Source organism: Sphingopyxis indica (assembly GCF_032879645.1).
Taxonomy (GTDB): domain Bacteria; phylum Pseudomonadota; class Alphaproteobacteria; order Sphingomonadales; family Sphingomonadaceae; genus Sphingopyxis; species Sphingopyxis indica.
Genome location: NZ_CP076394.1, coordinates 510740 through 522669, shown reverse-complemented (window position 1 = coordinate 522669; position 11930 = coordinate 510740). Strand labels below are relative to the sequence as shown.

Sequence of the window (11930 nt, the reverse complement as noted above, 5' to 3'; positions counted from 1 at the left end):
CTCGCAAAGGTTCGTGTGTCCCCGCGGAGGCGGGGACCCATCTCCGATCGGTGCAAGATTGAGCCGCCGGGAGATGGGCTCCCGCGTTGGCGCTACGCGCCGCCTTCGGCTCCGCGGGAGCACACATGCTTCGGAAACAGCTGACCGCGCTCCAGCCGGGCACGAAAGACGCTCAGGCGCGCGCGGCGCCCTCGGGCATCGCGCTCTGCCATTCGGCGGCGGCGCGGCGCACCATGGCTTTCAACGCCGCGCCCTGCCGCGCCCACGCCGCGGCAGCTTCATCGGTCCAGCTTGCCCCGGCAGCCTGTCCCAGCACGTCGATCGTCATGTCGATGAAGGCGTCATATTCGGCGATCGGCAGCGCGCCATAATTGCGGTGCGTCGCGACGAGTTCGGCGACCAGCGGCCAGACCCATGTCTCGCCCTGCGCAAGCCCATAGAGAATCTGCAACGTCTCGTCGGTCATCCGGCGCGAGGCGGCGTCGAGGTTGAGAAATGCGGCGCGGCGCGCGGGATAGGCGGCAAGGAAACGGTCGAACAGCGCGTGGCGGATGTCGATGCCGGCCTCGGCGACGGCAGCGAGGCTCGCCTCCATCGGCGCGGCATCGCCGCCGCCCGTCATTCGATCAGGCTCATTTGAACAGGCCGCCCAATATCCCGCGCATCAGCTGGCCGCCGAACTTGCCCGCGACCTGACGGCCGATGCTCGTCGCCGCCGAGCGCGCCGCCGACTGGAACATCTTCTCGGCCATGCTCGGCTTCGCGGCCTCGCGCGCCGCCGCCTTTTCCTGACGGATGCGCTCGCGTTCCTCAGCCGCCTTGCGCTTCGCCTCTTCCTTTGCGGCGAGCGCCGCCTGCTTGTCGGCCTCTTCCTGCGCCTTGGCCGCGATCGCCGCGGCCTGCGCCTGTTCGGCCTTGGCGGCGAGCAATTCTTCGGCGCTCTCGCGGTCGACGGCGGTGTCATATTTGCCCGCAACGGGCGAGATCGACTGGATGATTGCACGCTCCTTGGCATCGAGCGGGCCGGCGCGCGAGCATGGCGGCTTGACAAGCGTGCGCTCGACCGGCGACGGGGCGCCGTCGGCCATCAGCAGTGAGACCAGCGCCTCGCCGACGCGAAGTTCGGTGATCTCGCGCTCGACATCGACCTTCGGATTGGGACGAAAGGTTTCGGCGGCGGCCTTTACCGCCTTCTGGTCGCGCGGGGTGAAGGCGCGCAGCGCGTGCTGGACGCGGTTGCCGAGTTGCCCCGCGACCTCTTCGGGCACGTCGATCGGATTCTGCGTGACGAAATAGACGCCGACCCCCTTCGAACGGATCAGCCGCACGACTTGTTCGATCTTGTCGGTCAGTGCCTTGGGCGCGTCGTCGAACAGCAGATGCGCCTCGTCGAAGAAGAAGACGAGCTTCGGCTTGTCGGGATCGCCGACCTCGGGAAGCGTTTCGAACATCTCGCTCAAAAGCCACAGGAGGAAGGTCGCGTAGAGCTTGGGACTCGCCATCAGCCTGTCGGCGGCGAGGATGTTCACATAGCCGCGCCCCTTGTCGTCGCACCGGATCATGTCGGCGATGTCGAGCGCGGGCTCGCCGAAGAAATGGTCGCCACCCTGGCTTTCGAGCGTCAGCAATTGCCGCTGGATCGCCCCGACGCTCGCCTTGGTGACATTGCCATATTGGCTCGACAGCTCGTCGGCATTTTCAGCGCACCAGGCCAGCATCGCCTGCAGATCGCCCAGGTCGAGGAGCAGCATATTCTGTTCGTCTGCGACCCGGAACGCGATCGCGAGCACCCCCTCCTGCGTCTCGTTCAGACCCATCAGCCGCGCGAGCAGCAGCGGCCCCATTTCCGAGATGGTGGTGCGCACCGGATGCCCCTGCTCGCCGAACAGGTCCCAGAAGATCACGGGATTGTCGCGATAGGCCCAACCGGTGTCGCCGATCTCGGCCGCGCGCTTCGCGAAAGGCTCGTGCGTCTTCGCGGTCGGGCTGCCCGCCATCGCCATGCCCGACAGATCGCCCTTCACATCGGCGACGAATACCGGCACGCCGACCGTCGAAAAACTTTCGGCGAGGCCCTGCAAGGTCACCGTCTTGCCAGTGCCGGTCGCGCCCGCGATCAGCCCGTGGCGGTTCGCGCGCTTGAGGACGAGCGACTGGCGCGGCCCATCGGCCGCCCCGCCGCCGCCGAGCCCGATATAGATTTCGGTTGCTGCGCTGCCGTCGCTCACCCTTTGCCCTTTCGCTGTTCAGACCGCCTACCGGTCTAGAACGGAGGGTGAGGAAATCAAGCGAGCGAGGGTTTGGCTGCTAGCGACCGGTTGCTGCCGTCAGGCCATCACCAGATTCGCGCAGAGACGCAGAGAACGCAGAGATTTTCACGCTTGCCCTCTGCGTTCTCTGCGTCTCTGCGCGAAATGTTTGGAAAGGCGGCATCCGGCTGGTTTCGGACTTTCTTAAGCCCCTCCTCTTCAGAGGAGGGGTTTGGGGTGGTGCGCTGGCTGGGCGTTCGGTCGAGGCGACCACCCCGCTGCGACTAACGCGCAAGGCGCGTAAGTCTCGCTGCCCCTCCTCTGAAGAGGAGGGGTTGGGCGAATGTCTCGAATCCACCCCAAGTCGGACACAGCCGCGAAAAAAAGCTGTCCTACATCATTCGGCTGTGCCAGCCTTCATCCGGCTCTTTCATATGTGGACAAAAGCGGTGACGGCCCGATTTACAGATGCGGGCAGAAGCCGGCGCGGCAGCTTTGCCGAACGCCGACCAATCGGCGACCGCACAAGGCTGAACTTTGGTGAACTTTGAAACGACGAGGCGAACCCACCCCATATAACCAAAGACGGCGATGGCAACCGGCCACCCCAAAGCCTCCACGCGCCGCGCCTTCACCCCATCACGAAGGCGTTCAATTTATTGCCATCGGGGTCGCGGAAATAGCCGGCGTAAAAGCCCTCGCCGCGCGGTCCCGGTGCGCCTTCGTCGATCCCGCCATTGGCCAATGCGATGTCATAGAGCCGCTGCACCTGCGCCTGGTCCTTCGCCTCGAGCGCGACCATCACGCCGTTGCCGACGCTCGCGGCCTTGCCGTCGAACGGCCTGGTCAAGCCGATCCCGGCTCCGCCGCCTTCCTTGCCCCACGCAATGAAGCCGTCATATTCCATCATCCGCGGCACACCCAGTTCGGCCGCGATAGCATCATAGAAAATCGCCGCTTTGGCGAGATCGTTCGTTCCCAGGGTCACATAGCCGATCATCATTCGTCTCCCGACTCGAAGGATGCGAACATAATAGGAACATTTGCCCGGCCGCGCAAAGAAAAAGGGCGCCGCGGCCAGCCAGCCGGGCGCCCTTCGTCAAGGCTTTGATCGACCGCCTTATTCGCCGTCGATGCGGATCGGGATGAACGCCGGCGGCTGGCCGCGGCGCAGGATTTCGAGCAGCACCGCGGTGCGCCCCGCCTTCTTGGCGTCGGCGATGCCCTTCGCGAGTCCCTCGGCGGTGGTCACCGGCGTGCGATTGATGCTCAGGATCACGTCGCCGCGGCGCAGGCCCTTCGAACCCGCGTCGCTGCTGCTGCCGACCGCAGCGATGACGAGGCCCTTGGTGCCGCGCTGGACGCCGATGCTGCCCGCGATTTCGGGGGTCAGCGTCTGCACCGCCATGCCGAGCTCGTCCTGCACCGCCTGGTCGGCGCTGCCCTTCGGATCCTCGGGCATCGTCTGTTCCTCTTCGGGATCGAAGCTCGATCCGGCGAGTTCCTCCTCGGTCGGGCGCGTGCCGACGACGGCGTTCAGCGTCATCGCCTTGCCGTCGCGGATGATTTCGATCGGGATGCGCGTCCCCGGTTTCACATTGGCGATGAGGTAGGACAAGGTCTGCTGCGGCGTCACTTCCTTGCCGTTTACGCTCGTCACGACGTCACCGCGCTTGAGGCCTGCCTTGTCGGCCGCCTCGCCTTCCTCGACGCGCTGGATCATCTCGCCGCGGTCCTTGGGCAGGCCGAGCGCCGCTGCATAATCTTCGGTGACCGGAACGATGCCGATACCCAGATAGCCGCGCTGCGGCCGCTCGCCGGCCTTGAGCGCCTCGATCACCGGGATCGCCGCATCGGCGGGGATCGCGAAATTGACGCCGATGTTCGCGCCGACCGGCGAGATCAGCATGTTGGTGATGCCGACGACATTGCCCTCGAGGTCGAACAGCGGACCGCCCGAATTGCCGCGGTTGATTGCGGTGTCGGTCTGGATATAGCGGTCATAGGGGCCGTTGTTGCCGATGTTGCGCTGCACCGCCGAGATGATCCCCGCAGTCACCGTCGAGCCGAGCCCGAGCGGGTTGCCGATCGCGACCACCCAGTCGCCGACGCGCGCCTTGTTGCTGTCGCCGAACTTGACGAAGGGCAGCCCCTTCGCGTCGATCTTCAAAAGCGCGAGGTCGGATGTCGCGTCGCGGCCGACGATCTTGGCGCGATATTCCTTCTGGTTGGTCAGCGTCACGGTGACCTCGTTCACCTGCTCGCCGCGCGGGCCGCCGGTGATGACATGATTGTTGGTGACGATATAGCCGTCGTCCGAGATCAGGAAGCCCGAGCCGCCGCCCTGCTGCTCCTGCGTGATCGGCTCGCGCGTCCCCGCGAAGGGGTTGAGCCGGACGCCGAGCGTCACTTCCTGCTTGGTCGAGATATTGACCACCGCGGGCTGGAGCTGCTCGACGAGGTCGGCGAAGCTTTCGGGCGCGCCCGAACGCGGGACGACCTTGGCGATCTCGCTGCGCTCGTTCTGCGCCACCTGCGCGCCGACGGGCGACTGGGTGACCAGCGCCAGTGCGGTGCCGCCCACCAGCAGGGCCGAAGTGATGCCATATACATAACGCACGATTGCAATTCCTCTTCGTCAAATGGTCCCAGCGTTTCCCCGGCGGGGGCTCTCTGCCCCCCGGCGGCTTAACCGCGTTTGAACATGAACGGCCCGGCCAGCCCCCGTTCATCCGCGGCTTTCGCCGTCAACCGCCGCTGAACTGCTTCAGATATTCATTGTCCGGCGACAGGATCACCGACGTCCCGCCCTGGTTCCCCTGGCCCATGAAGGTCTGGCGATAGCTCTGCATCGCGCGATAGAAATCATAGAAGCCGGGGTCCTTGCCATAGCTGGCGGCATAGATGCGCGCTGCTTCGCCGTCGGCGTTGCCGCGGATGATCTGCGCTTCCTTGTCGCCTTCGGCGCGGATCGCGGTCGCCTCCTGCTCGCGCGCCGAGCGCATGCGGTTGAAGGCGGCGAGCAAGGTCGCGCCTTCGGGCAGGTCGGCGCGCTTGATGCGCACGTCGATGATCTCGGCGCCATATTTCTGCGCCTCGCGGTTGAGCGACACCTGGATATTGTCCATCACCGCGCCGCGCTCGGGCGAGAGCAAGGTGGCAAAGGTCCGCTTGCCGAGTTCGTTGCGCAGCGACGAGCCGAGGATCGTCGCGAGCTGCTGCTCGAGGCGGGTTTCGGTGCGGATCGCCGTATACATGCGCACCGGATTGGTGATGCGGAAGCGCGCGAAGGCGTCGACCTGCAGCCGCTGCTGGTCGGTCGAAAGCACCTGCTGGCGCTCCATGTTGACGCCCAGGATGCGCTTGTCGATGAACTGGACGCCATCGACGAAGGGCATGCGGACGAGCAGGCCGGCGCCCGACCGGCCGAAGCGCTCACCCGGGCGATAGACATTCTTCGTCGCCTCGATCTCGCCGAAGCGCAGGACGAGTGCCTGCCTGTCCTCGGGCACGATCGCCAGCGTCTGCGACAGGATGACGAGCAGCGCGATGACCGCGACGAGCAGACGCATCGGGTGGCGGAACAGCGATTCGAACATCACTGGCCTCCCTTCGCGGCGCTGTCCTGCGCCGCATCGGCGCGCTTGCGCACCTCGGGCAGCGGCAGATAGGGGGTCACCCCGCGCGCTTCGACAATCGTCTTGTCGACGTTCGACAACACGCTCTCCATCGTTTCATAGTAAAGCCGGCGCCGCGTCACTTCGGGCGCGAGGCGATATTGTTCGTAGATCTGGTCGAACTGCGCGGTATCGCCGCGCGCGCGTTCGAGAATGCGCTGTTCATAGGCGCGCGCCTGGTTGATCGACGATTCGCGTTCCTGCCGCGCCGCGGTCACTTCCTTGAACGCCTCGTCGACCTGTTTCGGCGGGTCGGCCTGACGGATCGCAATGCCCTGGATGGCGACGCCGGCGCGATACTGGTCGAGCAGCGCCTGCATCCGGTTCTGAACCTGCGCCTCGATGTCGACGCGGCCGGGGCCGATCGCCTGCACGAGGTCGAAATTGGCGACCGTCGCGCGCATCGCGCTTTCGGCGACCTCGCGGATCGTGCCTTCGGGGTCGGCGAGCTGAAAGATGAACAGTTCGGGATCGCGCACCGACCAGCGCACTTCATAGGCAAGGTCGACGATGCTCTGGTCGCGCGTCAGCACGAAATTCTCGGCGGTCGCGGTCGGCGATCCGACCTGCATCGTGCGGATCGCGCGCACATCCTCCATGCGCATCTGTTCGACCGGCGCGGGCCAGGTCCATTTGACGCCGGGGCCGACGGTGCGGACATAGCTGCCGAGCCGGGTGACGACGCCTTCCTTTTCGGGCGGCACGATGTGGATCATCGAAAAAATCGCCCAGATCGCAACGAGGAGCAGGGCGCCCCATTTCCACAGCTTCGCCGATTCGGGCAGGTTCATGCCGCCCCCGCCGCCCGAGCCGCCGCCGCCGAAGCTGCCGCGCCCCTTGCGCAGCAGCTCGTCGAGCGCCGAGGGGCCGCGCGGCCGGCGGCCGCGCCCGCCGTCGGCGGGATCGGGCGTCACCCATGGGTTGCGCGGGCCGCGCTTGCCGTCGTCGTCGCCGTCCTTCGGCCCATTGCCCCACGGGCTGTTCGCCATCAGACTGATCGAACCGAAAAATTGCCGCAGTCCCCCCGGGATGCGGCGTCCCACCGTGCCGTTGTTATCGTTGCTCATGCTGCATTTATAGGGGCGACTGGCGCGATTAACAGGGGGGCCACGCGAAAATCGCTGGCAATCGACCGCGACATGCCTATCTCGCCCGCACATGACCGAGATTGCCCCCCTAGCCGACATAGCCGCCGACCTGACCGGCGGCCGCACCTCCGGACTTCGCTTTCTCGACGACACGGGCACATTGGCCGTCGTGCTCGACGTGACCGGTCTCGCCGAGCCGGACCGCAAGCCGCTTGAGGACAAGCTGCGCGACGCGCTGCTCGCCCGACCCGGCGTCAGCTCGGTCCGCGTCGCGATGACCGCCGAAAAAAAGGCGCTGACGATCATCGCGGTCGGCAGCGGCAAGGGCGGGGTCGGCAAATCGACGCTCGCCGCGAATCTCGCGGTCGCGCTCCGCCGGCGCGGGGTCAAGGTCGGGCTCGTCGATGCCGACATTTATGGCCCCTCGCTCCCCAAGCTGATGAGCAGCGAAGGCGTGAAGCCCGAGGCGCAGGGATCGAAGCTCGCGCCCGTTCCCAACGCCTATGGCGTCCCGATGCTCTCGACCGGACAGATCGCGGCGCCCGGACAGGCGATCGCATGGCGCGGGCCGATGGCGGGCAAGGCGCTCGAACAGCTGATCGACGCGCGCTGGGGCGACATCGACACGCTGATCGTCGACCTGCCCCCCGGCACCGGCGACGTCCAGATCACGATGATCCGGCGCCACAAGCCCGCCGGCGCGGTGATCGTCTCGACCCCGCAGGATCTCGCGCTGATCGACGCCGCGCGCGCGGTGTCGCTGTTCGAACAGGCCGAGGTGCCGATCATCGGGCTCGTCGAGAATATGGCGGGCTATGCCTGCCCGCATTGCGGCGAGGTCAGCGACCCCTTTGGCAGCGGCGGCGCCGAAGCCGCGGCGGCGGCAATGGGCATCGACTTCCTCGGCCGCGTCCCGCTCGCCATGGGCATCCGCCTCGCAAGCGACGGCGGCGTCCCGCCGGCGGCGGGAACCGACCCCGCGGGCGAGCCGTTCCACGCCGTGGCGGCGAAGGTCGCCGACTGGATCGAGGCACGAAAGGCGAGCTGAATGGCGATCAACGACGAAGGCGAAATCCGCGACCTTTTGAGCGAGCCGCGCCGTATCGCGGTCGTCGGCGCGTCCCCCAACCCGGCGCGCCCGTCGAACGGCGTCCTCGCCTTTCTGGTCGCGCAGGGCCATGACGTGGTCGCGGTGAACCCCGGCCATGCCGGCAAGACAATCCATGGCGCCCCGGTCGTCGCGACGCTCGCCGACGTCGAGCCCGCGGCCGAGATCGTCGACATCTTCCGCAACAGTGCCGACGCCGGGGCCGCGGTCGACGAAGCGATCGTCCACGGCGCCAAGGCGGTGTGGATGCAGATCGGCGTGATCGACGAAGCCGCGGCGAAGCGCGCCGACGAGGCCGGACTGGTCGTCGTCATGGACCGCTGCCCCAAGGTCGAGATTCCGCGGCTGGGGCTGCTGCGCTAAGAACGATCGTCGCCCCAGCGAAAGCCGGGGCCGCTGGCAATGTTGCGCAAGGCCGATGGCGGCCCCGGCTTTCGCTGGGGCGACGGCGCAATATAGGCTTTGCCTCGCCCCTGCCCCCCGACTATCAGCAAGCGCGATGGCGGGCATTCGCGACACGGTGGGGACAAGGGCACGAGGGACGCCGCGCGTCACGCGCCGCTCGCTGCTGATCGGTGCGACCGCCGCGGGCGGCCTTGCGGTCGCGTGGAGCGTCTGGCCGCGCGAATATCAGCCCAACCTGACCGCCGCCGAGGGCGAGCATATCTTCAACGCCTTTCTGAAGATCGGCGACGACGGTCATGTCAGCACCATCGTTCCGCAGTGCGAGATGGGCCAGGGCGTCACGACATTGCTCCCGCAGATCATCGCCGACGAGCTCGGCGCCGACTGGCGCACCATAGCGGTCGAAAGCGCGCCGATCAGCCCGCTCTATGCCAATACGCTCGTCGTCGACGAAGACAGCGCGGCCTTCATGCCGCGCGCCGGCGTCCCCGATTTCGTGCAGGACGTGCGCAGCTGGGTGCGGCGCGAATGGGCGGTGCGCCATGCAGTGATGCTGACCGCCAACTCGTCGTCGGTGCGCATGTTCGAAGGGCCGTGCCGCGACGCCGCGGCGCAGGCGCGCGCGCTGCTGATGATGGAGGCCGCGCGGCGCTGGGATGCCGACTGGACGGAATGCGACACGCAGGACGGCTTCGTGCTCCACGGCGGCAAGCGGCTGCGCTTCGGCGACCTTGCCGCCGGCGCCGCGAAGCTCGAGCCGCCCGCGCAGCCCGTCTATCGCGCTTCGAGCACCGATCCGCTCTACGGCAAGGAACTCACCCGGCTCGACCTGCCGGCAAAGGTCGACGGCTCGGCCAATTTCGCTGGCGACATCCGCCTTCCCGACATGGTCTATGCCTCGATCCGGCAGGGGCCGTTCGGCGCGACGCGGGTGAAGAGCATCGACAAGCGCGCCGGACTCGCCTCGCCCGGCATGCTCTACCTCGTCGAAAACGAGCGCTGGATCGCCGCGGTCGCGCGCAACTGGTGGGCGGCGAACCGCGCGCTCGACCGCTTCGCGCCGGTGTTCGAAACCGCCGGCGAGCCGATTTCGAGCGAGCGCATCGACATGGCGCTGAAGCGCGCGCTCGCCGCCGACGGCTGGCGCATCGCCAGGGCGGGCGACGTCGAAGGTGCGATGGAGGGCCGGACGCAGATCGCCGCCGAATATCTGGTCGCCCCCGCACTGCACGCACCCGTCGAGACGCGCACCGCCACCGCCGCGATAGAAGGCGACCGGCTGCGCATCTGGGTCGCGACGCAGGCGCCGGCGCAGTGCCGCGCAGCGATCGCGCGCGCGACCGGGCTCGCCGAACAGGCCGTGACCTTGTTCCCGATGATGGCGGGCGGCTCGTTCGACGCCTGCCTCGACCACAATGTCGCGGTGCAGGCGGCGATCATCGCGCGCGAGATCAAGCGCCCGGTGCATCTCGCCTGGTCGCGCGCCGAAGAGATCATGCGCGGGCCGCCGCGCGCGCCGGCGCGGGCCAAGATGATCGCGACGCTCAACAGCGCGGGCGGCATCGACGCGCTCGTCAGCCGCATCGCCGTCCCCTCGACCAACCACGAGGTGCGCGCGCGATTGTTCGACAATATGCCGGGCGACGTCGCGCAGCGCGCATCGGTGGGCAAGCCCGACGCCGCTGCGGTCGAGGGCGCCGCGCCGACCTATGCGATCCCCCATTATGCGGTCGACCATTGCCCCGCCGATATCGGCCTGCCGACCGCTCGCTGGCGCGGCAACGCCGACAGCTACACCGCCTTCTTCACCGAATGCTTCATCGACGAGCTCGCGGCGCGCGCGGGGTCGGACCCGCTCTCCTATCGCATGGCGATGCTCGGCGGATCGCCGCAGCTCGCGCATTGCCTGCTCACCGCGACGACGCTCGGCGGCTGGGAGGGCGGCCTCTCGGGCAGCGCGCAGGGGCTCGCCTGCCACTCGATGCGCGGCAGCCACATCGCGCTGATGGCAAGCGCACGCCAGAGCGACAAGGGCTTGCAGGTCGAACAGCTCGTCGCGGTGGTCGATGCCGGGCGGCTCGTCAATCCAGCGATCGCGCGGCAGCAGATCGAGGGCGGGCTGATCTTCGGCCTCGCGGCGGCGGCCGGCGCGACCACCGACTATGAAGGCGGCGTCGCGACCGCGCGCAAGCTCCACCAGCTCGGCCTGCCCAAACTCTCGCAGAGCCCCGAGATATTGGTCGAGTTCGTCGACAGCGACCGCGACCCCGGCGGGATCGGCGAGATCGGGGTGCCCGTCGTCGCGCCGGCGATCGCCAATGCGATGTTCGCGGCGACCGGCCGCCGCATCCGCCGCCTGCCCTTGTCGGGACAGCCGCTGTGACGCGCCCCGCCGATCATCCCGCGCTTCCCGCGCCCGCCATCGGCGTGCTGCTGGTCAATCTCGGCACGCCCGACGCGCCCGAGCCGGGGCCGGTGCGCCGCTATCTCGCCGAATTTCTCTCCGACCGCCGCGTCGTCGAAATCCCGCCATTGCTCTGGCAGCCGATCCTGCGCGGTGCGATCCTGACGCGGCGCCCCAGGCAATCGGCCCACGCCTATCGGCAGGTGTGGACCGACGAAGGCTCGCCGCTCGCCGCGATCACGCGTGCGCAAGCAGAGGCGCTGCAGGCCGAGTTCGGCGATGCGGTGCGGGTCGCCCATGCGATGCGCTATGGCGAGCCCGCGATCGGACGCACGATCGACGCGCTGGTCGCCGAGGGTTGCAATCGCATCCTGATCGCGCCGCTCTATCCGCAATATTGCGCCGCGACGACCGCGACCGTCGTCGATGCGGTCGGCGCCCACCTCAGGGCGCTGCGCTGGCAACCGAGCCTGCGTTTCCTGCCGCCCTATGCCGACGACGCAGCCTATATCGGCGCGCTCGCGGCGTCGGTCGAAGCGGGTCTGGCAGCGCTCGATTTCGCGCCCGACGTGCTGCTCGCGAGCTTCCACGGCATGCCCGAACGCACGCTGCGGCTCGGCGACCCCTATCATTGCCAGTGCCGCAAGAGCGCGCGCCTGCTGTCCGAAGCGCTCGGCCGCCCGGTCGAGGTCGCCTTCCAGTCGCGCTTCGGCCGCACCAAATGGCTCGAACCCGCGACCGATGCGCTGCTCGAACGGCTGGGGCGCGAAGGCAAAAGCGTCGCGGTGCTCGCGCCGGGTTTTTCCGCCGACTGCCTCGAAACGCTCGAAGAGCTGGCGATCCGCGGCAAGGAACAGTTCGAAGCCGCGGGCGGGCGCAATTTCGCCTATCTCCCCTGCCTCAATGCGAGCCCGCCCGGGCTCGAAATGCTGAAAGCGCTCATCCGCCGCGAATTGGCCGGCTGGATATAGAGCGCGATGACATCGCGCTCTAATCGCG

Annotated in this window: 10 protein-coding genes; 4 read left to right on the top strand and 6 right to left on the bottom strand. The window is 67.8% G+C overall.

From position 1 onward, the window contains the following. Positions 1-172: 172 nt before the first annotated feature. The 6 genes from KNJ79_RS02490 to hflK form a co-directional block, all read right to left on the bottom strand. Positions 173-622 (bottom strand): globin family protein, encoded by a 450-nt coding sequence (locus KNJ79_RS02490; RefSeq protein WP_317152670.1) that lies wholly within the window; start codon positions 620-622, stop codon positions 173-175. A 10-nt stretch (positions 623-632) separates the two neighbouring features. Beyond that, the gene (locus KNJ79_RS02485; protein ID WP_394357145.1) at positions 633-2228 is read right to left on the bottom strand and encodes a helicase HerA-like domain-containing protein; all 1596 of its coding nucleotides are present in this window, start codon (positions 2226-2228) and stop codon (positions 633-635) included. Between the two features lie 652 nt (positions 2229-2880). Beyond that, positions 2881-3249, bottom strand: coding sequence for a VOC family protein (locus KNJ79_RS02480; RefSeq protein WP_317153979.1), 369 nt, complete (start codon positions 3247-3249; stop codon positions 2881-2883). A 120-nt stretch (positions 3250-3369) separates the two neighbouring features. Next, positions 3370-4869, bottom strand: coding sequence for a trypsin-like peptidase domain-containing protein (locus tag KNJ79_RS02475; protein ID WP_317152669.1), 1500 nt, complete (start codon positions 4867-4869; stop codon positions 3370-3372). Between the two features lie 127 nt (positions 4870-4996). Further along, positions 4997-5848, bottom strand: coding sequence for a protease modulator HflC (gene hflC / locus KNJ79_RS02470; RefSeq protein ID WP_089216853.1), 852 nt, complete (start codon positions 5846-5848; stop codon positions 4997-4999). Beyond that, on the bottom strand, positions 5848-6993 hold the full coding sequence (gene hflK, locus KNJ79_RS02465; RefSeq protein ID WP_317152668.1) for a protease modulator HflK: 1146 nt from the start codon (positions 6991-6993) through the stop codon (positions 5848-5850). The genes hflC and hflK overlap by 1 nt, the downstream gene beginning before the upstream one ends. A 91-nt stretch (positions 6994-7084) precedes the next feature. Between hflK and KNJ79_RS02460 the strand changes: the two genes are divergently transcribed. From KNJ79_RS02460 to hemH, 4 genes are all read left to right on the top strand, one after another. After that, positions 7085-8062, top strand: coding sequence for a P-loop NTPase (locus tag KNJ79_RS02460; protein WP_317152667.1), 978 nt, complete (start codon positions 7085-7087; stop codon positions 8060-8062). Beyond that, the gene (locus KNJ79_RS02455; RefSeq protein WP_317152666.1) at positions 8063-8485 is read left to right on the top strand and encodes a CoA-binding protein; all 423 of its coding nucleotides are present in this window, start codon (positions 8063-8065) and stop codon (positions 8483-8485) included. A gap of 136 nt (positions 8486-8621) precedes the next feature. Continuing rightward, positions 8622-10910 carry a xanthine dehydrogenase family protein molybdopterin-binding subunit gene (locus KNJ79_RS02450; protein WP_317152665.1) on the top strand — a complete coding sequence of 763 codons (2289 nt, stop codon included), beginning with the start codon at positions 8622-8624 and terminating at the stop codon, positions 10908-10910. After that, positions 10907-11902, top strand: coding sequence for a ferrochelatase (gene hemH, locus KNJ79_RS02445; RefSeq protein ID WP_317152664.1), 996 nt, complete (start codon positions 10907-10909; stop codon positions 11900-11902). The genes KNJ79_RS02450 and hemH overlap by 4 nt, the downstream gene beginning before the upstream one ends. Positions 11903-11930 lie beyond the last annotated feature (28 nt).